We start from the raw sequence: 23,697 nt of genomic DNA on the forward strand, positions 1-23,697 counted from the left end.
TTATCATGAACGAATTTGGCCATCTCCTTGCACATAATATTTATACGAAGTAAGCGCCAAGAGCCCCATAGGCCCGCGCGCATGTAGTTTCTGAGTGCTGATACCGATTTCGGCTCCTAAGCCAAACTCAAAGCCATCCGTAAAACGGGTGGAAACATTTACATACACGGTAGATGCATCTACTTGTTGTAAAAAGGCCTGTGCCGCCTCTTTATTTTCCGTAATAATACATTCCGAATGTTTCGTCCCGTAGTGATTAATATGAGCAATGGCAGCCTCCACGGAAGGCACTACTTTTACATTCATAATTAAATCGTTATATTCCGTTGACCATGCCGATTCTTCAGCAGCTTTAATATCTTTAACGATAGCCCGCGAAGCTTCATCACCGCGAAGTTCCACCTGTTTGGCCATTAAAGCATCCGCAATAATCGGCAACAATTTAGGTGCCACCGCTTCGTGAATAAGTAACGTTTCCGCGGAATTGCATACGGATGGCCGCTGTACTTTAGCATTGACTACAATCGGTACAATTTTAGCTTCGTCACAATCTTTATCCACATATACATGAACGACACCGCTCCCCGTTTCAATAACCGGAATGCGGCTTTCTTCTACAATTCGTTTAATAAGGCCCGCACCGCCACGAGGTATTACTACATCAATGTATTCACGTTGGCGCAATAAATCAGATACGGCCGCACGATCGGTGACGGTTACCAATTCTACCGCATCGGCCGGTAAATTAACTTCGGTCAATGCGTCACGCAATAAATTTACCAAGCATTCATTAGTGTGAAATGCTTCTTTACCGCCCCGTAAAATAACCGCATTGCCTGTTTTCATACATAGAGCCGCTGCATCAACAGTTACATTTGGTCTTGCTTCGTAAAACATAGCAATAACCCCCAATGGTACCCGTACTTTCGTAATTTCCATGCCATTGGGACGGGTAGACGACTCCATAACTTCACCGATAGGGTCTTCTAAATCAACAAGCTCACGTACCCCAAGAGCCATCTGCTCGATGCGCTCCTTAGTAAGACGCAATCGATCATACATAATTTGCGGTAAATTATAATCGCCGGCCTGTGCCATATCTTTTTCATTGGCATCTAAAATGGCCGGAATATGAGCTACCAATACATCAGCCACGGTCTGCAATAATTTATTTTTTACCGCCGTATCGGCCAATTGCATAGCCGTCGATGCGGCCCGAGCCTTACGGCCCATAGTTTCAAAATATGTTGCGTACTCTGTCATATTAAGACTCCTATCTGAGGATTACTAAATTATCACGATGAATGACTTCCGTATGAGCACTGTCTATCTTAAGAATAGACGTAATTTCATGGGAATTGCAACCTTTAATTTGATCAAGATCCGCTGATGAGAAGTTTACCATACCACGGGCAATTTCTTCGTCATTAAACAGGATACTAATGGTTTCCCCTTCATGAAACTCACCGCTTACTGCCGTAATACCAACCGGCAATAAACTGGAGCCTTTTTTAAGTAAAGCATCAGCACAGCCCTTATCGACAGTAACCGAACCTTTAAGCCGCTTGCCGAAGGCTACCCAGCGTTTTTTCATATGCGGTTTCGAATCACGCGCCACAAAATGGGTGCCTCGTAAACCGCCGGCGGCAATCACTTCGATAGAATCATTGCGTTCACCGGAAGCGATAACCATGTGCACACCGGAATTAACGGCAATATTGGCGGCTTGAATTTTAGTATACATGCCACCCGTACCGCGTGATGTACCAGCACCACCGGCTATTTCATAAATATGAGGCGTAATAACGTCTACTTCATGTATTAATTCGGCATCCGGATTCGTTTGCGGATTAGCCGTATACAAACCTTCAATATCAGATAAAATAATCAACAAATCGGCCTCAACTGTACTTGCAATAACAGCCGACAGGGTATCATTATCACCGATTTTAACTTCATCAATAGACACTACGTCATTTTCATTAATGATAGGAATCACGCCTAAAGAAATCAACGCATATAAAGTATTGCGCAAGTTGATATAACGAGAGCGATTCATACTGTCTTCGCGAGTCAGAAGAATCTGACCTACCGTATGGCCGTATTCACGAAATAGCTTTTCATACATATGGAGTAAAACCCCTTGCCCCACGGAGGCAGCAGCCTGTTTCATGACAAGGTCTTTTGGTTTTTCTTTAACCCCCAAAGGAGCCAACCCGGCACCTACGGCACCGGAACTGACTAAAATAATTTCCTTCCCTTGATTGGCCAAATCAGCCAATTGCTTTACAATCGATTCGATTCGGCGCAAATTAAGCCGTCCCGTGTCATAGGTTAAGGTACTGGTACCCACTTTAACGACGATACGCTTAGCCTTGGCCAATACGTCACGGGAATGTTCATTTGTTACGACTTTAACAGTAGACTCTCTTTCGCTCATAATTATATCTCCTCATCATCAGATTACCTTTTAACGTTTCCGGAAGTCAGCTAAACTAACGCATTAAGCGAATTAATTCGGCTGACTAACGGGGCAATATGATTTTGGGGTCTTTTTTGGCTTTGTATAAAACACCGTTGTGACCGATAACCTGTACCAATTCGGCACCCAACATATCGGCTAATTCTTCAAATGTTTCTGCAGGGTCCACAGGGGCATTATTTAACACTTTAACTTTAATAAGTTCTCTTGCCGTAATGGCCGCACGAGCACTGTCAATAACAGCATCTTCCAAGCCGCCTTTACCGATCATAACTACAGCCGGCATGGTACTGGCTAATGCACGCAAAAATCGTTTTTGTTTACCTGTCATAGTCTACTAGTCCTTCCTTATAAATCGTGGAAAGTAAAGCGTTGATCACCGATTACCACTTCGTCGCCGTCCTTACAGCCACGTTCTTTCAATTTTCTATCTAAATCCATATAGGACCAAATTTTTTGGAAACGACGAAGAGCCTGTTCATCTTCTAAGTTTGTCATGGCTACTAATTTTTCAATACGAGCACCACTGATAATGAAGGATGCATCGTCACCACGGGTAATAGTAAAGTCTGTATCCGGTTTAGCTTCGTATAACACGGTATCATCGACTGCTTCCGGTTCCGGTACATAGTTTTCTACGTAGTACCAGGCACGATTTACCAAATCAGGCAAGCCTTCACCGGTTAACGCATTTACCGGGAATACTTCATACCCCTGTTCTTTAAAATACGCTGAAACACGAGGTAATGTTTCTTCGTCTTGCAACATGTCAATTTTATTTAATGCGATTAATTGAGGTTTTTTGCTCAACTTTTCACTATATTTGGCCAATTCCTTATTAATCGTGTGGAAATCTTCAATCGGATCGCGGCCTTCCATGCCCGATACATCGAGTACATGGATGAGGATATTACTGCGTTCCACATGGCGCAAGAAGGAATGCCCAAGGCCTACCCCTTCACTGGCCCCTTCAATAAGGCCCGGAATATCCGCCATAACAAAACTTTGACCTTCACCGACGGACACAACACCGAGAACCGGTGTTAACGTCGTAAAATGATATGCCGCCACTTCCGGTTTTGCGGAAGATACTTTGCGAATAATACTGGATTTACCTACACTCGGATACCCCAATAAACCTACATCGGCCAACACTTTAAGTTCCAATTGGAGCCAACGTTCTTCGCCCGGTTCGCCTTTTTCCGCAAACGTCGGCGCACGATTGGCACTGGTATGGAAGTGCGCATTGCCGCGACCGCCACGGCCGCCTTTGGCTACCACATAGGTCTGACCGTCTTCGATAAGGTCGGCCATTAATTTACCGCTTTCTTCATCTTTAACAGTCGTACCGAGTGGCACCGGAATAATCATATTATCGGCACCTTTGCCGTATTTATTACTGCTCTGACCACCTTCACCGGCCGGTCCCTTAAATTGTCTTTTATATCTGAAATCAACGAGAGTGTTGATATTTCTGTCCGCTTTTAAAATGATGTCTGCTCCTTTACCGCCATCGCCGCCGTTTGGGCCGCCGTTAGGAACATACTTTTCGCGTCGGAAACTACTCATCCCGTTGCCGCCGTCACCGGCTTTCACAAAAATTCGTGCACGATCGATAAACATAGTTTTCATCCTTTTCTGATAGTAATATGGGCGGTAACTCAAAATAGCTACCGCCTCACTATTATTTTGTCTTTAAAATTTCCAATGCTTTCTGAAGTTGTGTATCATCACTTTCAGATTGTGCATTGTCCGGTAATTCAACTTCCACATCTGGCTTAATGCCTGTACCGTCGATTACCCGATCATTTGGCGTATGATATTTGGCAATCGTAATCTTAATGCCTTCATCGCCGGGAACACCCAAAATAGTTTGAACCGTTCCCTTACCATAACTGTTAGTACCCACAATGGTACCTACTTTTTCATCCTGCACCGCACCGGAAATAATTTCCGAGGCACTCGCAGAACCTTGATTAATAAGCACAACCATAGGAATGGTAGGCTCCAAACCTTCTGAGTCATAAGACTCTATACGACCGGAACGATCCTGAATCGTAACAATCGGACCGGCCGGCAAAATATAATTGGCTACTTCCTGAGCAGTCGTCAATAAACCGCCCGGATTGTCGCGCAAATCGAGGACAAGTTTTGTCATGCCCTTTTCTTTTAATTCATTATAGGTTTTGGCAAAATCAGAACCGGTTGGCTCCGCAAACTGACTGATGCGGATATAGCCAATATGGTCATCCAACATTTTGCCCTTAACCGTTGGCAATGTAATTTGTTTGCGCGTAATGGTAATATCTTTAACTTCATTACCGCGCATTATAGTAATCGTAACATTGGTACCTTCTTCACCACGAATCATCTTGGATGCCTGTTCCATGGTTAAAGTAGATGTATTAACCCCGTCAATCTCTACAATGATATCACCGGATTTAACGCCGGCCTCCGCAGCAGGCTGGCCTTCAATAGCACTGGCCACTTTCATCAGGCCGTCCTTATCCTGGCCGAGTACAATACCGACTCCGATGTAGCTGGCCGATGTTTGCATATAAATATCATTATATTCTTTTTCATTAAGATATTGACTATGCGGTTCCCCCAGCGAATCAATCATACCGGCCAAAGAGCCTTCAAATAAAGATTGTTTCGAAACCGGGTCCATATAGAAATGACTGGCCACAAAATATGTGAAAAAGAACTTCACAGCGCCTATTGGGGAGCCGGAAATATACCAAAACACGAGCCACATAAATACAATGCCTGCCAGCGTAAACTTAACGGCGAATCGGACGCCGGACTTTAAGGAGTCCGACCACCGACGCTTTGTATTTTCATTATTCATCTTATAAATACCCTTGTGGATCTACAGGATCACCATTTACACGCACTTCAAAGTGAACGTGCGGACCTGTGGAGTTACCCGTACTGCCTGCATAGGCAATAACGGTGCCCTTACTTACAGATTGACCTTCCGATACGGCCAAATCAGAGTTATGGCCGTATAAAGTGGAAATACCGTTACCATGGTCGATAACAACAGCATAACCATAGCCGTCCATCCAACCGGAGAATACGACAGTACCACCATCGGCAGCATGTACCGGGGTGCCTTCATCAACGCCGATATCGATACCGGAGTGAAGTATTTGTCGTCCGAAAATAGGATGGTTACGCCAGCCGAAGTCGGACGTAATAACACCGGATACCGGCCAGGCAAGTTGGCCTGTACCTTGTACATAAGTGTAATCACTACCGCCACCGCCGCCACCGGACTGAGCCGCTGCTGCTGCGGCGGCCGCTGCGGCAACACGTTCAGCTGCACGCTGTTGCAACATAGCACGAATAGCATCAGAGGAAGCCTGTAAATCAGCCTGCATCTGTTCAGCCACAGCCTTATCATTTTGAGCCTGTGCCAAAATAGCGGATTGTTCATCTTTTTTCTTCTGAATAACCGCTTGCGTTTCACGTGCTTTGTTTTCCAATTCTACAACTTTAGCACGATCTGCTTCCAATTCGGCTTTCCGTTGCGCAATTTCTTCACGTTCCGTCTTAATGCTGCTGATTAATTTAATGTCAGCATCAATAATACGTCGCAACATTTCAACGCGATTGGCGAAATCACTGAAGTCTTTGGCCCCAATGATAACTTCCAAATAGCTGAGACGACCGTTGATATAAATATCACGGACACGCTTATTGAAGACGCCTTCCCGTGTTGCCAACCGAGCTTGCGCTTCGGCTAACAATTTTTCATTCTTAACAATTTCATTTTCTACAGCCATACGCTGCTGTTCATAGCTTTTTAAATTAGCCGTAGCCTGATCCAATTCCACCTGAATCTGATGCAATTGTTCAGACACATTCGTAATCGTAATTTCCGCATTGGCTTTTCGATTGCCCGCTTCTTGCATTTGCTGTTCTATGCCGCTGAGCTGATTCGTTAAATCTTCGTCTTCGGCATAAATAGTACTAAGCGGTACGGAGGCTAACATGGTGGTACTTAAAAGAACGGCCGCGATGCGCATGGATAATTTATTATTTGCCATACCCAACCCTTCTCTTATACCTTCATATACTGTTTCAACGAAATAGTGGAACCGATAGCCCCTACCAAGACACCAACGCCCAATAAAATAGCGCTCAAGTCATAGAAGAATGGGAACATCGGTACTAACGGCAAGAATGCCAAGGAATTTTCCACTTCAAGGGTGATGAAGTGATAGAATTCCCAAACACAAGCCGTCGCAATAGCGCCGCCGATAAAACCGAGCAACATACCTTCAATGAGGAACGGCCAACGGATGAACCAGTTGGTGGCCCCTACATATTTCATGATACCGATTTCTTTACGACGGGCAAATACGGTAAGGCGAATCGTATTGGAGATGATAAACAAGGTCGCCCCTGCCAAGAAGGCAATAAGGGCAATACCACCGATGCGGATAACCTGAGTCATTTTGAAAATCTGTTCGATTACATCTTGTCCGTAATGAGCACTTTCCACTTCAGGGAACGTAGCTACTAATTTAGCCGTACTTTTTACTTCTTCCGGGTCCTCAAAAGTAATCACATAGGCCGATGGCAATGGGTTATTGCCGTCCAAAGCGGCTACTAAGCCCTGCTGATCGCCAAGGCGTTCTTTAAAACGCTTCATCGCTTCGTCTTTATTGACGAATTCCAGATTTTTAACTTTTGGTAAGGCTTTTAGTTTTTTACCGACTTCCATAACTTGGTTGGTAGTCAAGCCGTCTTTCATATAAATACTGATTTCTACCTGACTTTCCAAGTTGGAAGCCAAATTATTGAGATTTACAACCCCGGTAGTAAAAACCCCCAGAATAAATAAAGATAATGCTACTGTGGAAATGGAAGCCAAAGTCATGAGACCGTTGCGGCTCATAGACTTGAGAGCCTCTTTCACAAAGTATCTAAACGTTCTAAGCTTCATTGAATTCAGCACCTCGCATTCTATCACTGATTACGCGGCCATCTTCCAATGCAATAACCCGCTTATTTAAATATCTAACCATTTCCATATCATGCGTTACCATAACGATGGTTGTCCCTGAATTGTTGATTGTTTTAAACAATTCCACAATCCCCTTACTGGTATTAGGGTCCAAGTTACCCGTCGGTTCATCGGCGATGAGCACTAACGGTTTATTAACGATGGCACGGGCAATGGCTACACGCTGCTGTTCACCGCCGCTCAAATCCTGCGGTAAATCATCAGCTTTATGACCGAGGCCGACCATATCCAATACGGCGGCAACTCGTTCCTTAATAACTTTCGGTTTTTCTTCAATTACTTCAAGTGCAAAGGCAATGTTTTCCGCTACCGTTTTGTTTGGCAAAAGACGGAAGTCTTGGAACACAATGCCCAAACGACGTCGTAAATACGGAATTTTCCGTTTTTTCAAATGAGAGACTTCCATGTCATTTACGATAACGGTTCCCGAATCAGGTACTACTTCATGTGATAATAGTTTGATAAACGTGGATTTCCCAGCCCCACTAGGACCACAGATAAGTACGAACTCACCCTTCTCAATATGTATAGTTACGTCATCCAAAGCCAGCGAGCCATTGTCGTACACTTTGTTGACATGGTTAAATTGAATCATTGATTAACTTCCTTTACTATTTTCGTTCAATCGCTGTTTTAGCAGCATTCACGATATCTTCTGCTGTAAGACCATATTTGGCCATCAATTCTTTAGGTGTACCGGATTCACCGAATGTATCCTTCGTGCCGATGCGAATAACCGGTACCGGCGCAAATTCCGTTACTACTTCAGCTACCGCAGCACCTAAACCGCCATAAATATTATGTTCTTCAGCTGTTACGATGGCACCGGTTTCTTTAGCTGCTTTCACAATAGCGTCAGCATCAATCGGTTTAATGGATGCCATGTTGAGTACACGAGCTTTTACATTTTGTTCAGCCAATAATTTAGCGGCCTGAACGGCAGGACCTACCAAAGCACCGCACGCAATAATCGTTACATCGTTACCGCCTACGAGTTCAACAGCTTTCCCCGGTGTAAATTCATAGCCTTCCGGAGTTACATCGTCTACACCGGCACGGCCTAAACGAACATATACAGGACCTTCATAATCGGCAGCCCATTTAATAACCGCTGTAGTTTCTGCTTCATCGGCAGGAACAACTACTTTAAGGTTAGGAATAGCACGCATGCAGGCAATATCTTCAAGGCTCTGATGAGTGGCCCCGTCTTCACCTACCGTAATCCCCGCATGAGTAGCACAGATTTTTACGTTTAATTTAGGATAGCATACGGCATTGCGCACCTGTTCAAAAGCACGCCCCGTAGCAAACATAGAGAACGAAGACACGAACGGAATTTTACCGGCTGCTGCCAAACCGGCACCGACACTGATTAAATTCTGTTCCGCAATCCCTACGTTAAAGAAACGATCCGGATAAGCTTTTTTGAAATTATCCGTTTTAGTGGATTTAGATAAATCCGCATCTAATACAACTATATTTTCGTTAGCGGCGCCAACAGCCACTAAGGCATTACCATATGCTTCACGTGTTGCTTTACCCATCTTACACCTCCAACAATTCTGCTACGAATTTTTCATATTCTTCAGCGGACGGCGCCTTACCATGCCAGCCTGCCTGACCTTCCATTTCTTTAACGCCCTTACCTTTGACAGTGTTCATCACGATTGCTGTCGGTTTGTCGGTACAAGCTTTAGCGGCTTCAATGGCATTGTGTAATTCATCAAGGTCATGACCGTTGACTTCGATTACATTCCAATTGAAAGCTTCAAACTTAGGCGCGATTGGTAACGGCGACATTACTTCGCGAATATCACCGTCGATTTGGAGACCGTTGAAGTCGATGAAAGCAGTCAAATTATTAAGTTTATAGAAACCGGCAAACATAGCGGCTTCCCAAACTTGACCTTCTTCCAATTCACCGTCACCGAGTACGGCAAAAACACGATAGTCTTTTTTGTCGATGCGTCCGGCCAATGCCATACCACATGCGGCACTAATGCCCTGGCCCAAGGAACCGGTAGACATATCAACGCCCGGTGTATGTTTCATATCGGGATGGCCTTGCAACATGCAATCAATTTTACGTAAATTTTCCAATTCACCTTTATCAAAAAAGCCTTTTTCTGCTAACGTGGCATATAAAGCCGGCGCTGCATGGCCTTTAGATAATACAAAACGGTCACGATTGCCGTCTTTCGGATTCTTCGGATCAACGTTCATTTCTACGTAATACAGTAACGCCATGAGATCCGCAATGGATAAAGAACCACCGGGATGTCCCGATTTAGCGGCGGTTACGGCTTTGAGAATGCTTACGCGAATTGCAGTCGCCTTTTCTTGAACTAACGACTTCTGCTCAGCTGTTAATGTTGTCATAAAGACCCTCCATTCCTTTTAGGAAAATAAGTAACGCAGATTTCTGAATTCTAACGAAATATTCGATATAAAACAATATTATTGTAAACCTTTAGCCATATAATTGCCAGTGCCGCCTATAAGCCAAGCAACCGGCATATGTATACTATTTAGGCGTATCCAAGAGCGACAAAGCAATATGTGCATTTTTAAGTGATTCTTCGCGAAGCTTAATAATGCGTTGTACCACCTGTTGCTGTAATGCGGAGTTTTCAAGAAAACCGGCCGTCGCCGCGTATATGGTATCACTTTCGATTTCATCCAAAGTACCAACCGGCTCCTGACCAATCATCTGTAAGAAATTGGTAATTTTAGGATCGTACGAAATGCCTACTACGGGTTTTTCCATTAAAGACGCAAAAACCAAAGCATGTAAGCGAACCCCGATTAAAACGTCCATACAACCTTCCAAAGCTAAAAGCTCGGTCGTATTATACATGCGTTCCAACACTACCGGTTCACTCTTCATAAGGCTTTTAATGGCCATAGCTTCTTGCGTATCCGCCGGATGCTGCATGGGAATGAATACCACTTGGGCGCCCAATTCCTCATGCAATCGGTCGAGTGCTTTAGCCAATTCGCCGCGATAGGCAATCGATTGCTTCCAATTGCGCACCGATACACCTACGCGATAACGTACGCCGGACAACTGATACGGTTTTAATAAGCGTCGTCCGATAGTTTTATCTACGGGATGCATGGCCAACACTGCATCGGCGGTCACCTGAATAGGCACCTTAGTTACCCCCATATCGAGCAATTCCGCTTTGGAACGCTCATCACGGACAGTAATCATAGTGACTTTATTCAATACCTGACCGACAATCTGACGTGCTCGTTTACGGCGAAGCGGGCCGATGCCCTGTGCATAGAGCATAACCCGTTTACCAAAACTCGTGGCCAAAGTAATAATGCTTAAATAGTAATATAAGCTGCGTTTACTCGTTACATCCTGCAATAAACTGCCACCACCGCTAATCAATAAATCACAGCGACCGATGGCATTTAAAATACCAAACATGTCAAAACGGCCGATAGCCTTGACGCCGTGATTGGCTGCGGTGTGACCTGGATTGCCGGAAATAACGGTAATGTCCGCATCCGGTACTACTTCTAAAATAGCTTCCAAAATAGCAGCCAACATGGCTTCATCACCTGCATTACCGAACCCGTAATAACCGGAGATAACAAGTCTAGTCATTAGCTACCTCCCGTTTACGAGCCCATGTAACCACATAAGCTAAGAAGCGGAATACTAAAATTGCCACAACGCCGAAAACAACGCCTAACCAAAGGCCGTCATAACCGCGTGCAATGGACATCATAACCGGCGTCCGCAAATGACAGAAGGTTTCCACCATGGATCCGATACCGATAACCCCGGCAATCGTAAATAAGAAATGTAAAACCATAGGCCAACGACGCAAGAGGGCAAAAGATGCCAACATCAAAGCGGGATGACCGATTAAAAATTCTTTTTCACGAGGACGAGCATATAATGTATTTTCTAAGAAACGGCGTAAGGCAATTTCAAAGCCCGGCACCGGCACACCGGCTGTATGACCGCTGCGGCCCACAAAGACCCAGCCAACCACGCCAAGCATAGCAAAAATAGCAATCATATAAATCTTAACGTCCAAGGTCAAGAAAGATTTCATAAAGCTTCGGCATTCAGACCAGGAATCAATCGTACGGCCTTGCCAAAGCGGAAATCGCTGTAAATAAGCAATCGCGGTCAATATAATCGGTGCTACGAATACTAATTTAACACCGCGGAATAAAGCAAATTCCATGAAGAAACGGGTATTACCGAGCATAGCGGCAATCATAATACCACCGATAGCCGCAATAAGAGCAGCCCCTACCAGGTAAACCGCCGCCTCCAATGTAGCACGCCAAGGTCCTACAGCCGGTCCGTCAGCCCGACGTACCCAACAATCCATAATGAGGATAATGGCCACAACCGGTGCCGCAATCGCTGTGCTTAAGGCCCAAATTTGAGTGATTAAAGTACCACCCGTTACTGTATAAAGTACTACTGTAATTAACAGCAACGTAAAGTTTAATACTAACTGACGGTGCTTACGCATCGGCAAGAGTAAATTAACCATAAAGGTAAAGAGGGCCACGGCACCGGCCATGGTCAACACAACTGCGATTGGTCCCGGTGTATATGGCGGATAAATAGAAGCACGACCAAAGGTAAAGCCGCGATCTTCCAGTTTCTCTTTAAGCGATTTCATGTACGTAATACTTGATTCTAAGGCCGTCTTATTATCGCTGCCTTCTTCATAAATCGGCAATAAGTTAAAGCGAATATTACGTTCAATATCACTGATATAAAAACGTTGCGCCACTTCTTCAGGTGGTAATTTTTTGAACTCGTCCTTAGCAATTGTATATAAGCGACCAACACTGTATTCATCGGCTACGGCTAAGTCATTGTTAAAACCGACCTGATTTTCATATTGCAATTGATTTACCGCTTCAATCCCTACAACCGGAATACGCAAATTATGCAAATATTCATTAGTAAGGCCGATAAAATTAGGATAGCCTAACGCTTCCTTGCCTACAAAAACCATGCCCGTTACATTAGGTATACCATCCAAACGACTAAACACGAGGTCAACATTTTCACGGGTAACCTGTTTAAAGTTAGTAGGACGTACAATAACGTCAAAGCCCTGACGGCTTACTTCTTCGGCCTGTAAACGGGAGATGCTTAAATTCATATCCATCAATGCTTCGTACGGCTGTGACAACGCCAAAACAGGACCGCGGTTGGAGTACATAACCCCTACTTTATCCTTACCTAAGCGTTGAACCAAATCTTCGTGAATTTCTTTGAAGTAGCCTTCCTTACCGGGCGCCGCTACGATATAGGTGTAACCCGGCTGCGGTTGTGGTCCATAGAACTGCATAATAGCCGCATCTTCACCATGATAGACTAAAATCTCACCGGCATCACGAGCCTTGGTAAGTGTACGGTCATAAATGGCCATCCCTGTAACGCCTGCATCTTTTAAGGCTTTTAAGGCGTCAGCCGTACTTCGCTTTTCAAAAGAAGAAGCTCTCAATACAGCATCATAGTCGACTATATTTTCGATCTGATTTTGGGCTTCTTCCACTTGATGACGCTGTTGCACCAGGAATAATCCGGCCAACAAACCGATAATAATAATCGCAATAAGGACTAAAGAATGTTTTCTCTTTTTTCTATTAGTTTCCTTCACAGTAACACCTTTCTTACTTACTTATCGGATTGACAAACAAATGAAGTTCTCCATTTTCTGTTTCAATACGATCGGCTTTTACAGGAATTGGGAATTCCGCAAAGTCATAAATAGTAATCTGTTTTAATACGGAAGCATTTAACCCACCGATACCGGCGCCGTTAATTTCAAAGCGCTGCGGCGAGAATACGAGGGCATTGTTTTTGATTTCCAAGTTGCCTTTAATGCTGGCAGTGCCACGCACAAAGCCCATGTCCACCGACCCGACTACTTCAATACCGTCAGAATTAATCACTACATCTTGAATGGTTAGACCTTTTACAGCTTGTTCCATGAAGTCTTTCAAGTCAGAAGCTGTAACAGTACCTTCGATTTCACCTTTGCCCATTTGCTGAATTTCCATGGTCTGGTTCATAAATAAAGCGATAGGACTGAATTCTAAATTATTTACATCCATATGAACATCGGCAAAATTTAAATTGCCTAATTTTACATTTTCCAAAACACCACGCATAACATCTACGCGACCGCCAACCATGGCAATAGCCGGTGAAGATTCAATGCGTAAGGAAATTGTTTCAGGATGTAATTTATTGTTAATTTCCTGTTCCAGTTTGTTAGCCACAAAACTCGGCAAAAAGAATTGTGCCGCTACTACAATAGCTACTATGACAACAACTAAAAAGGCGATAAACTTTTTCATTTCTGTAATCGTCTCCTATATTTTCAAATTAGCTTCTTTCTTCAAATACCCTTCCATAAAGGCATCCAAATTACCGTCCATAACGGATTGAATATTCCCTGTTTCTACACCGGTACGATGGTCTTTGACCAAATTGTACGGATGGAATACGTAAGAACGAATCTGGCTGCCCCATTCAATAGCTTGATAGGTCCCGCCGATCTTTTCTTTTAATTCCGCTTGTTTTTCCAATTCCAGTTCAAACAATTTGGCACGCAACAGTTTTAACGCTTGTTCACGGTTTTGAATCTGTGAACGTTCACTCTGACATTGGACTACTACGCCCGTCGGAATGTGGGTCATACGAATGGCGGAGTCAGTTTTATTGATATGCTGACCACCGGCACCGCTGGCGCGATAGGTATCGACACGTACATCCTTCATATCCAGATGAATATCTACGGTATCATCAATTTCCGGCATTACATCAACGGCCGCAAAGGATGTATGGCGTCGTGCATTCGCATCGAACGGCGAAATACGAACCAAACGATGTACCCCTTTTTCAGACTTCAAATAGCCGAAAGCATTTTCCCCTTTAATGAGGAAAGTGGCACTTTTTATACCCGCTTCATCACCGGGCTGTTCATCCATCATGGTAATGGCAAAGCCGTGTTGCTCGGCCCAACGCAAGTACATACGAATCAGCATGGATACCCAGTCTTGAGCTTCCGTACCGCCCGCACCGGCGTGGAAAGTTAAAATGGCATTATTTGTATCATATTCACCGCTAAGTAACAATAATACTTCACGCCGTTCCACTTCTTCCGTAATGTGTTCAACCTGAGTCTTAAGTTCTGCTTCCATGGATGTATCCTGCTCATCGATGGCCATATCAAGCATAAGCTTTAAGTCTTCAATCTCTCCGACTAATGCTTTATAACCTTCTACGGCATCTTTAAGCTGGGTTGCTTCTTGGGAAATTTCTTTTGCCGATTCCGGATCATTCCAAAATTCAGGGTCACTCATTTTAACATCTAACGTAAATATACGATCTTCCTTCTGAGCGATGTTAAAGTGAATCCCTCATTCCATAAATACGCTCCTCTAAATTGTCAATAGGGCCTTTTAAATCCTCTAACAATCTATTCACCTCTTTCTGATAATACTACTGAAAAGCAGAAAATGGCCGCGCCGAAAATAACTCCCGGCAACGAACCATTCTGCGTGTTCTAATCTACATTTTGTGGTTCCAACACATCATCATGATGGGTTTGCGCATTGGCCAGGGGATCTGCAGCTGATTCTTCTTCAATCACATTGTCATTCAATTCGATACGAATGCGATAGAGATACATAATCGTATCTTCCTGAATGGCTTCAATCATAGCTTCAAACATATCATACGCTTCAAATTTGTATTCAACAAGCGGATTTTTCTGACCGTATGCACGAAGGCCGATACCTTCACGGAGCATATCCATGGAATCCAAATGTTCCATCCATTTGCTGTCCACAACTTTAAGCATAACTGCTTTTTCGAGTTCACGCATATTGGCTTCGCCAATGAGTTGTTCTCGTTTATCATATTCTTCATGCGCAATAGCAAGCAAACGTTCTTGCAATTCACCGCGGCCCAAATCTTCCATTTCAGCCACCGTAAACTGTCCCGGTTCTAAGAAGAAAAGTTCTAAATGTTTTAATAGACCTTCATAATCCCATTCTTCCGGATATAATTTTTCATCGGCATATTGATTCATAGCTTTAATTACTAAGGAATCAACCATTTCCATGATGGTGTCACGCAACGATTCATTGCCCAAGATTTTGCGGCGTTGATCATAAAGAACTTCACGCTGCTGATTCATAACATCGTCATATTCCAAAATATATTTACGAATATTAAAGTTATGATTTTCTACTTTCTTCTGAGCACGTTCAATGGATTTAGTAATCAAGGAATGTTCAATCGGTTCATCCTCTTCCATACCAAGTTTATCCATCATACCGGAAATATTATCGGCCCCGAAAATACGCATCAAGTCGTCTTCCAAGGATAAGAAGAACTGACTGGAGCCCGGATCGCCCTGACGACCCGAACGACCGCGCAACTGGTTGTCGATACGGCGACTTTCATGACGTTCGGTACCCAAAATATGGAGACCGCCAAGTTCAGCCACACCTTCGCCTAAAGAAATATCTGTACCGCGACCGGCCATGTTAGTGGCAATCGTTACCATACCGCGCTGACCGGCATTGGCTACGATTTCCGCTTCTTTTTCATGGTGTTTAGCATTCAACACATTATGTGGTACGCCACTCTTAAGAAGCATATCACTTAACTGTTCCGATTGTGTAATCGAAGTAGTACCTACCAATACAGGCTGACCTTTTTTATGGCGTTCTACCACATCTTTAACAACCGCTTTATATTTTGCCTTCTTAGTTTTAAAAATTAAGTCCGGCAAATCTTTACGAAGTAAAGGTTTATTTGGTGGAATTTCATATACTTCCAAACCGTAAATATTGTTAAATTCCTGTTCTTCCGTTTTAGCTGTACCGGTCATGCCCGCTAATTTCTCATACATACGGAAGTAGTTCTGGAACGTAATGGATGCCAAAGTCTGGCTTTCACGTTCAACTTTAAGACCTTCTTTGGCTTCAATGGCCTGATGCAAACCGTCGGAATAACGACGACCGAACATCAAACGACCGGTAAATTCATCAACGATAACAACCTGGCCGTCTTTAACTACATAATCCTTATCGCGATGCATCATGGCATAAGCACGTAAAGAGGCATTTAACAAGTGATTCAACTCCAAGTTGGCCGAATCGTATAAGTTTTCGATTTTAAGCATTTTTTCAACTTTGGCAATACCCGATTCAGTCGGTGCGATTGTTTTTTGCTTTTCATCAATCGTATAATCTTCACCGGCTACCAATTGCGGTACGACTTTTGCCAACGTATAATAGCTGTCCGTAGAGCGTTCACCGGGACCGGAAATGATGAGCGGTGTACGGGCTTCATCGATGAGGATGGAGTCAACTTCATCGACGATGGCATAGTTCAACGGACGCTGTACCATCTGTTCGGCATGAATAACCATGTTATCACGCAAATAGTCGAACCCGAATTCATTATTGGTGCCGTACGTAATATCGGAAGCATAAGCCAATTTACGTTGATTGTAATCGAGATTGGCTACAATAAGACCAACACTCAAACCAAGGGCACGATACAATTTACCCATCCACTCGCTGTCACGTTTTGCCAAATAGTCATTGACCGTAACAACATGCACACCTTTACCGGTTAAGGCATTTAAATACACCGGCAACGTAGCTACCAAGGTCTTACCTTCACCGGTACGCATTTCTGCGATGTTACCGCGATGCAAAGTAATGCCACCGATAAGCTGTACGTCAAAATGGCGCATGCCGAGCACGCGCTTCGAAGCTTCACGAACGACCGCAAATGCTTCCGGTAAAATATCATCCAATGTTTCACCGTCAGCCAGTCGTTTCTTAAATTCTTGTGTCTTAGCAGCTAATGAACTGTCACTTAAACCGCTAAGACTCGGCTCTAAGCCATTAATTTCATCTACAATGGCACGCATCTTTTTTATTTCGCGTGCGCTGTTATTACCAATTAATCTTTGTATAAAACCAAACAAATATCTCAACTCCTTAGGTCTGTATATTCTCTTATATACATATTCAATTAATTATATCACAAAGTTTCTAAAAAAACCAAAATATACAGTTTAAGTAATAAGCTTTTTACATATTATATACGGAAGTGTGACTGATTTTATACAAAATATGTATTTCCCGTTTTTGGGTTACTAACTGAAAATCGTTATCTTAAAGCCGGCTATGTGCAAATACCAAAAATGACCCCTTCTATGTTGAAGGGGTCATTAACGCATTCTTATTTGTTGTCAGCGTTTTCAGGTACATACCATAAACCGTTGTTATGGGTTTTCATGTATTCTTTGAATTCAGGCGAATTATACGCATCCTTCATATCTTTAGCCCATTGGGTATCTTTATTCTTATCCAATACAACGAGCTGTAAGAGTAAGTATGGTAAAATGTCTTCTTTCATCAAAGCAGTAGAAGGATCGATTTTAGCATTGTACACAATAGAACCGGTGATTACGATGTACGCAAAGTCGGTACGAACCGATGGAATTGTTAAGGACTTCATTTCTACAAAGTTAAGATTGTATGGGTTTTCCACAATATCTGCTTTAGTTACAGTGGCCAAATCTTTATTCGGATCTAATTTGATAAGGCCTGCTTTTTGAAGTAATGCATAGGCACGTGCCGTATTGGACGCATCATTCGGAACAGCGATAGTATCACCGTTAGCTACTTGGCTAAGCTGAGTTTTAGCGCCCGGATAGATACCGGCCGGTACTGTAGGAATCGGAGTTAACGCTACCAAATGACCACCTTGTTTTTCATTGAAGTTATTCATATACGCTGTATGCTGTTCAACGTTAAAATCTACTTCGCCGTCATTCAAAGCTACGTCAGCCTGTACTAAATCGGACATATCGCGAGCCGTAATCTTGTAACCTTTCTTTTCCATAATCGGTTTAACAGCTTGTTCAAAGAGTTCCGAGTACGGTCCCTGAGATTTACTGAAAACTAAATCCTTTTTGTCACCTGCTGCGGAGTCATTACCGCAACCGGCCAATAACACGGCGCCTAACACGGTAGCCGCCAACAACACACCAATCTTCTTAAAACGTTTGAAATTCATAATACCCCTACTTTCTTTCTCAATGATTGCGCATTTTAAATGCAAAATGATTACCCACAGTTTGAATAATCTGAACAAAAATAACAAGCACAACAACAGTAAACAACATGAGCGGGAAGTTTAGACGTTCGTACCCGTACGTGAGCGCCAAATCACCGACCCCACCGGCCCCGATAGCTCCGGCCATTGCCGTTGCCCCGATAAGCCCGATTGTACCGGTTGTAACCGATAAAATTAAGGATGCTTTTGCTTCCGGCAAAATAAAATGCCAAACAATCTCAAAATGAGAGGCACCCATGGCCTGCGCCGCTTCGATTATGCCCTTATCCACATCAAGCAGTGAATTTTCAAAGAGACGCGTCAAGTACGGCGCAATGAAAATAACGAGAGGCACTAAGGCCGCCGTCGTCCCGATACGCGTACCAATTAACAATTTAGTCAGCGGCAAAATAAACACCATCAAAATGATGAACGGCACACTGCGAATAATATTAACTACCGTATTCACTACGGCAAAGACGTAATTATTTCTTAAAATACCGTCCTTATTGGTCAGTACTAAAATGACTGCCAAAATAAGACCGATAATCGACCCGATGATTAGTGACACGAATACCATGTACAACGTCTCTTGGGCCGCCAGGATAATTTGCTCGTTCGGTACTCCCAAATCCGGCATCATAATGTAATCACCTCACATTCCAGTCCTGCATCACACATATATTTCTTGGCTGCGTCCAAATCTGCCGCAGCACCGACCACTTGTAAAATAAAGATGCCCAGAGCCGAATCTTGCAATTGGTTAACCGACGCAAATACGATATTCGTTTCCACGTTGAACTTGCGATTTACTTCATAGATAACATTTTTAGTTACTGCGTCACCTAAGAAGCGTAATTTCACCAGTTCATATGGTCTTGTATCCGCTTTTAACTGCGCCACCACATTGTCCGGAATGCGTTCCGGAATAACGGTCTGTACGAAACGTTTTGTCATGCTCTGCGTTGGATGACTGAACACATCAAGGACAGTGCCCATTTCTACAACACGACCATGCTCCATAACGGCTACGCGATTACAAATTTCCTGGATTACATTAATTTCATGCGTTACCAACAAAATAGTTATATTAAATTCTTTGTTAATTCGTTTTAACAACTTTAAAATTTGTTCTGTCGTTTCCGGGTCCAAAGCGCTGGTCGCTTCGTCACAAAGCAATATAGACGGATTTGTCGCCAGTGCGCGAGCGATACCGACACGCTGTTTTTGCCCGCCCGATAATTGAGTCGGATACGCATTGGCTCGGTCCGGTAAGTTAACGAATTCCAATAACTCTTTGACTCTTTTCTCAATCACATCTTCCGCCACTTTATTCAAACGAAGCGGAATCGCAATATTATCAAAAACCGTTTTCGAGTTCAACAAGTTAAAAGATTGGAATATCATGCCAATCCCCTTACGAACTTTACGAAGTTCATTGTGAGATAATTCATTAATATTCACACCGTCGATTAAGACTTCACCGGCAGTCGGCTCTTCCAAAGCATTAACCATGCGCAGCAACGTCGATTTGCCGGCACCACTGAAGCCTACAATACCAAAGATATCTCCATCCTGAACCGTCAGCGATACATCTTGCAAAGCCTTAACATGTTACTTTTTGATGATAAACTCTTTGTCAATATGCCTAAGTTCAATCATAAAATCCCCCCTATTGTATAAAAAAGGGCCTACCGCCTCCATGACAGAGGCGGTGGCCCGCGGTTCCACTCTGTTTACAACAGCATACTCACAGATGGATAGGCTGTTGCACTCAAATACTATAACGGCAGTTCACCGTGAAAACCTACTGATATTTCAGTTCTCCCGCTCACAAAGGCATTCAGTCCAACTACATCGTAATAAACTCTCAACCTAGGTTTATCTCTCTGTTCGGTTCATTGAACGTACTTGTTTTGTTCATTGCGTTTTATATACTCTTTTATGTTTTAGTATAATTCTCATCGATTTTTTAAAACATATCATTATGATAGGTTTTAACTACTTTTTTGTCAAGGACAAAATAAATCCATACTATTACTAAAAATTTCTATATATATAATAATAGCAAAGATTCGCTAAAAATCCAACAGCATCATGAACATTTTACCAAACTGTCTATATATTACTAACGATCCACTGCATAGTATAAAAATTTAAACATAATCAGTGTTATAAAAAAGCTGTAGCAGATTATGTACTCACAATCTGCTACAGCTGCTATATATTCAGTTATCTAAACGTCCTACGGTATTCTCCCTTCGGAGTAGCCTTTAAAGCTCCGGCTCAATTAACCCATAGGAACCGTTTTTACGACGGTACACTACGTTCATAACTTCTGTTTCTGCATTGTAGAACATAAAGAAGTCATGACCAACCAAATTCATTTGCATAATGGCTTCTTCCACACTCATAGGTCGAATCGCAAAATGTTTGCGGCGAACTATGCTGATTTCTTCTTCCTGAACAGGAACTTCCGGAACATATGCATCCGGTTTGAAGCCTGCTTCTTTCTTGAAGCGCCGTGCCAAACGAGTTTTATATTTATGAATTTGACGAACAATTTTATCGACTACTAAATCAATAGCCGCATACATATCTGTATTCGATGCAACCCCGCGAAGAACAATCCCTTCAACGAAACAGGTGAGTTCAACTACGCGATTTTCTTTTTCTACTGAGAGCACAGCTTGTACATCAAATGGTGCATCAAAATAACGAGCAAGTTTATCTACACGTTTTTCCAAATACTCGCGGAGAGCTGCTGTTACTTCTAAATTCTTACCTCTTACTGTTACTTTCATATAAAACACCCTTTCTTCTCAAGTTCTAAACTACGAACTTGTTTCTATGTTTATATAATTCTCCAAGGATGTACAAAAGTCCTCTTTATTTTTTGAAAAATTTTTAAATTTTTTTATAAATTTTTTACAAATCTTAAACACCCCTATAAAGAAGGGCTTTCACAAAGCTTTTCAAGTAAAATTGTAATTTTGGCAAATAAAAAAGACCGGCCGAAGCCGATCTCTCAGTGTAGTTATTTATGCTTTAGTGACATTCGTAGCCTGTGGGCCGCGAGGTCCGTCAACGATTTCAAAGTTTACTTCTTGACCTTCGTTCAAGGATTTGAAACCATCTTCCTGAATCGCGGAGAAATGTACGAATACATCGCCACCGTCTTCTCTTTCAATAAATCCATAACCTTTTTCTGCACTGAACCACTTAACTTTACCGAGCATAAAAGACTCCTCCTAAAAAATCCCTGCATTAGAGTACTTATGGTACCCTTCAATAATGTTAACACAGTAAGTATTAAAAAACAAGTTTATTATGCTGTATATGCATTATAAGTATACATACAATTATTTATGGCTCTATTATGCAAAATTAAACAGCTTGTTAATTATGAAGTAAAAATTTTTAACTATTGCCAGGCTGCAAACATCGACAAATACTGTGTTTAACAAGATTATTAAAACTTTTAATCAAAAAGTCATAAATTAATTTTCTAATATAAAATATAAAATAATCTGTCACAATTTAGTCATAAATAATTAAAATTTATTCATCTTGAATCATATAAAATAACGCCCTTAATTAAGGGCGTTATAAAGCAATTATAAAATTTTAGAAAGGAACAGTTGGGTACGTTCATTGGTCGGATGTTCAAATACATCTTTTGGAGTTCCTTCTTCGAGAATCTTGCCTTCATCAACAAAGAGAACGCGAGTCCCTACTTCCTTAGCAAAGCCCATTTCATGCGTTACTACAACCATGGTCATGCCTTCTTTGGCGAGGTTCTTCATAACATCGAGAACTTCACTTACCATTTCCGGATCAAGCGCCGAGGTTGGTTCATCAAAGAGCATCACTTTCGGCTTCATCGCGAGCGCCCTGGCAATAGCTACACGCTGCTGTTGCCCGCCGGACAATTGCTGCGGATACGAATCGGCTTTGTCCTGTAGGCCTACTTTGGCCAACAACTCAAGGGCGATTTTTTCAGCTTCTTCCTTGGACATCTTGCGAATCTTCTGTGGTGCCAAGGTAATATTATCGAGTACCGTCATATGCGGGAATAAGTTAAAACGCTGGAATACCATCCCTACTTCGGCACGCACATTGTTAATGTTTTCTTTAACATTTAAATTCATACCGTCTACGATAACATCGCCGGAGGTTGGCTCTTCCAAATAGTTCATGCAGCGCAACACCGTACTCTTACCGGAACCGGACGGTCCGATAATAACGACTACTTCCCCGCGTTCCACATGAAGATTAATCCCTTTAAGGACTTCGTTTTTACCAAAACTTTTATAAACATCAATCATCTTAATCATTTGATATTATATCTCCTTTCAAGGAATGCAACTAATTGCGAAATACTTAAGGTCATAATTAAATAAATAATCGCAACGGCTGTCCAAATTTCAAAGGATCCGTAAGTTCTGGCAATAATCAACTGACCGCGACGTGTCAATTCTTCAAAGCCGATAACCGATACTAAGGAGGTATCTTTCATCATGGCGATAAATTCATTACCAAGTGGCGGAATAATCGCTTTAAATGCCTGTGGCATCACGATATAGCGCATAGTTTGAGCCCAAGTGAGACCTAAGGAACGACCAGCTTCCATCTGGCCTTTATCGATAGACTGAATACCGGCACGGAAAATTTCGGAAACGTAAGCACCGGAGTTAATACTACAAGCCGTAACCGCAGCCACATATGGATTGATGGATTGTCCGATAACCATTGGCAAGGCAAAATAAATCATAAAAATCTGAACCAATAACGGTGTGCCACGGAACAATTCAACGTAACATTTAACTAATAAACGAACAATTTTAAAGCGTGACAAATTAGCCAACGCGGCAATCATACCGATGAAAAAACCGCAACCAACCGCCATTACCGTAATTTGTATCGTAATGACCGCCCCTTGTAAGAGAATCGGTATATTATCCCAAATTAAACTCCAATCGAAACTCATAACTAACCCTTTCCTTATAACTAATACTTACCAATCAC

22 protein-coding genes and 1 other annotated feature are annotated in these 23,697 nt (G+C 42.7%); all 22 genes read right to left on the reverse strand.

The window, feature by feature from the left end:
- Window positions 1-3: 3 nt before the first annotated feature.
- Window positions 4-1,263: a glutamate-5-semialdehyde dehydrogenase gene (locus tag CCC71_RS07480; RefSeq protein ID WP_156704928.1), complete on the reverse strand. Its 1,260-nt coding sequence runs from the start codon at window positions 1,261-1,263 to the stop codon at window positions 4-6.
- Window positions 1,264-1,273: 10 nt separating this feature from the next.
- Entirely contained in the window at window positions 1,274-2,440 is a 1,167-nt protein-coding gene (proB, locus tag CCC71_RS07485) for a glutamate 5-kinase (protein ID WP_021840651.1), read from the reverse strand.
- 85 nt (window positions 2,441-2,525) lie between these two features.
- A complete protein-coding gene (gene yhbY / locus CCC71_RS07490; protein ID WP_021840652.1) occupies window positions 2,526-2,813 on the reverse strand; it encodes a ribosome assembly RNA-binding protein YhbY in 288 nt (95 codons plus the stop codon).
- A 17-nt stretch (window positions 2,814-2,830) separates the two neighbouring features.
- A complete protein-coding gene (obgE, locus tag CCC71_RS07495; RefSeq protein ID WP_021840653.1) occupies window positions 2,831-4,105 on the reverse strand; it encodes a GTPase ObgE in 1,275 nt (424 codons plus the stop codon).
- Between the two features lie 61 nt (window positions 4,106-4,166).
- Entirely contained in the window at window positions 4,167-5,333 is a 1,167-nt protein-coding gene (locus CCC71_RS07500; protein ID WP_463671053.1) for a S41 family peptidase, read from the reverse strand.
- Window position 5,334: 1 nt separating this feature from the next.
- Window positions 5,335-6,537: a murein hydrolase activator EnvC family protein gene (locus CCC71_RS07505; protein WP_226974318.1), complete on the reverse strand. Its 1,203-nt coding sequence runs from the start codon at window positions 6,535-6,537 to the stop codon at window positions 5,335-5,337.
- 14 nt (window positions 6,538-6,551) lie between these two features.
- Entirely contained in the window at window positions 6,552-7,439 is an 888-nt protein-coding gene (gene ftsX, locus CCC71_RS07510) for a permease-like cell division protein FtsX (RefSeq protein WP_156704923.1), read from the reverse strand.
- Entirely contained in the window at window positions 7,429-8,115 is a 687-nt protein-coding gene (gene ftsE, locus CCC71_RS07515; protein ID WP_021840657.1) for a cell division ATP-binding protein FtsE, read from the reverse strand. Before ftsE ends, ftsX begins: the two co-directional genes overlap by 11 nt.
- A gap of 16 nt (window positions 8,116-8,131) precedes the next feature.
- Entirely contained in the window at window positions 8,132-9,064 is a 933-nt protein-coding gene (locus CCC71_RS07520; protein ID WP_021840658.1) for a transketolase family protein, read from the reverse strand.
- A 1-nt stretch (window position 9,065) separates the two neighbouring features.
- Window positions 9,066-9,899 (reverse strand): transketolase, encoded by an 834-nt coding sequence (locus tag CCC71_RS07525; protein ID WP_021840659.1) that lies wholly within the window; start codon window positions 9,897-9,899, stop codon window positions 9,066-9,068.
- 145 nt (window positions 9,900-10,044) lie between these two features.
- Window positions 10,045-11,139 (reverse strand): polysaccharide pyruvyl transferase CsaB, encoded by a 1,095-nt coding sequence (gene csaB, locus CCC71_RS07530; protein ID WP_021840660.1) that lies wholly within the window; start codon window positions 11,137-11,139, stop codon window positions 10,045-10,047.
- A complete protein-coding gene (locus tag CCC71_RS07535) occupies window positions 11,132-13,174 on the reverse strand; it encodes a DUF5693 family protein (RefSeq protein WP_226974317.1) in 2,043 nt (680 codons plus the stop codon). The genes csaB and CCC71_RS07535 overlap by 8 nt, the downstream gene beginning before the upstream one ends.
- 13 nt (window positions 13,175-13,187) lie before the next feature.
- Complete coding sequence (locus tag CCC71_RS07540) at window positions 13,188-13,877, reverse strand: LmeA family phospholipid-binding protein (protein WP_127058179.1); 690 nt, start codon at window positions 13,875-13,877, stop codon at window positions 13,188-13,190.
- Window positions 13,878-13,892: 15 nt separating this feature from the next.
- Window positions 13,893-15,000, reverse strand: a protein-coding gene (gene prfB / locus CCC71_RS07545) for a peptide chain release factor 2 (protein ID WP_226974316.1) whose coding sequence is annotated in 2 segments (ribosomal slippage) — window positions 13,893-14,942 and window positions 14,944-15,000 — 1,107 coding nt in all. Because the reading frame shifts where the segments join, the coding sequence is not laid out codon by codon here.
- 88 nt (window positions 15,001-15,088) lie between these two features.
- The gene (gene secA / locus CCC71_RS07550; RefSeq protein WP_021840664.1) at window positions 15,089-17,533 is read right to left on the reverse strand and encodes a preprotein translocase subunit SecA; all 2,445 of its coding nucleotides are present in this window, start codon (window positions 17,531-17,533) and stop codon (window positions 15,089-15,091) included.
- A 257-nt stretch (window positions 17,534-17,790) separates the two neighbouring features.
- Window positions 17,791-18,630: a MetQ/NlpA family ABC transporter substrate-binding protein gene (locus CCC71_RS07555; protein WP_295268973.1), complete on the reverse strand. Its 840-nt coding sequence runs from the start codon at window positions 18,628-18,630 to the stop codon at window positions 17,791-17,793.
- Between the two features lie 19 nt (window positions 18,631-18,649).
- The gene (locus CCC71_RS07560; protein WP_206512521.1) at window positions 18,650-19,312 is read right to left on the reverse strand and encodes a methionine ABC transporter permease; all 663 of its coding nucleotides are present in this window, start codon (window positions 19,310-19,312) and stop codon (window positions 18,650-18,652) included.
- Window positions 19,309-20,271, reverse strand: a complete 963-nt coding sequence (locus CCC71_RS07565) for a methionine ABC transporter ATP-binding protein (protein ID WP_295268974.1) — start codon at window positions 20,269-20,271, stop codon at window positions 19,309-19,311. The genes CCC71_RS07560 and CCC71_RS07565 overlap by 4 nt, the downstream gene beginning before the upstream one ends.
- Window positions 20,272-20,373: 102 nt before the next feature.
- Window positions 20,374-20,602: a binding site (T-box leader), on the reverse strand.
- 340 nt (window positions 20,603-20,942) lie between these two features.
- Window positions 20,943-21,473, reverse strand: coding sequence for a ribosome hibernation-promoting factor, HPF/YfiA family (gene hpf, locus CCC71_RS07570; RefSeq protein ID WP_021840668.1), 531 nt, complete (start codon window positions 21,471-21,473; stop codon window positions 20,943-20,945).
- A 237-nt stretch (window positions 21,474-21,710) separates the two neighbouring features.
- Window positions 21,711-21,908 (reverse strand): cold-shock protein, encoded by a 198-nt coding sequence (locus tag CCC71_RS07575; protein ID WP_006556860.1) that lies wholly within the window; start codon window positions 21,906-21,908, stop codon window positions 21,711-21,713.
- A gap of 378 nt (window positions 21,909-22,286) precedes the next feature.
- Window positions 22,287-23,006, reverse strand: a complete 720-nt coding sequence (locus CCC71_RS07580) for an amino acid ABC transporter ATP-binding protein (protein WP_021841390.1) — start codon at window positions 23,004-23,006, stop codon at window positions 22,287-22,289.
- Window positions 23,003-23,659, reverse strand: a complete 657-nt coding sequence (locus tag CCC71_RS07585; RefSeq protein ID WP_021841391.1) for an amino acid ABC transporter permease — start codon at window positions 23,657-23,659, stop codon at window positions 23,003-23,005. The genes CCC71_RS07580 and CCC71_RS07585 overlap by 4 nt, the downstream gene beginning before the upstream one ends.
- Between the last annotated feature and the right edge of the window lie 38 nt (window positions 23,660-23,697).

It is taken from the genome of Veillonella sp. LMAG:90, from assembly GCF_008679445.1.
GTDB lineage: Bacteria > Bacillota > Negativicutes > Veillonellales > Veillonellaceae > Veillonella_A.

What these genes read in the sequence shown, in the direction of transcription:
- CCC71_RS07480 (WP_156704928.1), bottom strand. Translation starts at nt 1,263, where the DNA reads ATGACAGAGTACGCAACATATTTTGAAACTATGGGCCGTAAGGCTCGG.
- proB (WP_021840651.1), bottom strand. Translation starts at nt 2,440, where the DNA reads ATGAGCGAAAGAGAGTCTACTGTTAAAGTCGTAACAAATGAACATTCC.
- yhbY (WP_021840652.1), bottom strand. Translation starts at nt 2,813, where the DNA reads ATGACAGGTAAACAAAAACGATTTTTGCGTGCATTAGCCAGTACCATG.
- obgE (WP_021840653.1), bottom strand. Translation starts at nt 4,105, where the DNA reads ATGTTTATCGATCGTGCACGAATTTTTGTGAAAGCCGGTGACGGCGGC.
- CCC71_RS07500 (WP_463671053.1), bottom strand. Translation starts at nt 5,333, where the DNA reads ATGAATAATGAAAATACAAAGCGTCGGTGGTCGGACTCCTTAAAGTCC.
- CCC71_RS07505 (WP_226974318.1), bottom strand. Translation starts at nt 6,537, where the DNA reads ATGGCAAATAATAAATTATCCATGCGCATCGCGGCCGTTCTTTTAAGT.
- ftsX (WP_156704923.1), bottom strand. Translation starts at nt 7,439, where the DNA reads ATGAAGCTTAGAACGTTTAGATACTTTGTGAAAGAGGCTCTCAAGTCT.
- ftsE (WP_021840657.1), bottom strand. Translation starts at nt 8,115, where the DNA reads ATGATTCAATTTAACCATGTCAACAAAGTGTACGACAATGGCTCGCTG.
- CCC71_RS07520 (WP_021840658.1), bottom strand. Translation starts at nt 9,064, where the DNA reads ATGGGTAAAGCAACACGTGAAGCATATGGTAATGCCTTAGTGGCTGTT.
- CCC71_RS07525 (WP_021840659.1), bottom strand. Translation starts at nt 9,899, where the DNA reads ATGACAACATTAACAGCTGAGCAGAAGTCGTTAGTTCAAGAAAAGGCG.
- csaB (WP_021840660.1), bottom strand. Translation starts at nt 11,139, where the DNA reads ATGACTAGACTTGTTATCTCCGGTTATTACGGGTTCGGTAATGCAGGT.
- CCC71_RS07540 (WP_127058179.1), bottom strand. Translation starts at nt 13,877, where the DNA reads ATGAAAAAGTTTATCGCCTTTTTAGTTGTTGTCATAGTAGCTATTGTA.
- CCC71_RS07555 (WP_295268973.1), bottom strand. Translation starts at nt 18,630, where the DNA reads ATGAATTTCAAACGTTTTAAGAAGATTGGTGTGTTGTTGGCGGCTACC.
- CCC71_RS07560 (WP_206512521.1), bottom strand. Translation starts at nt 19,312, where the DNA reads ATGATGCCGGATTTGGGAGTACCGAACGAGCAAATTATCCTGGCGGCC.
- hpf (WP_021840668.1), bottom strand. Translation starts at nt 21,473, where the DNA reads ATGAAAGTAACAGTAAGAGGTAAGAATTTAGAAGTAACAGCAGCTCTC.
- CCC71_RS07575 (WP_006556860.1), bottom strand. Translation starts at nt 21,908, where the DNA reads ATGCTCGGTAAAGTTAAGTGGTTCAGTGCAGAAAAAGGTTATGGATTT.
- CCC71_RS07580 (WP_021841390.1), bottom strand. Translation starts at nt 23,006, where the DNA reads ATGATTAAGATGATTGATGTTTATAAAAGTTTTGGTAAAAACGAAGTC.
- CCC71_RS07585 (WP_021841391.1), bottom strand. Translation starts at nt 23,659, where the DNA reads ATGAGTTTCGATTGGAGTTTAATTTGGGATAATATACCGATTCTCTTA.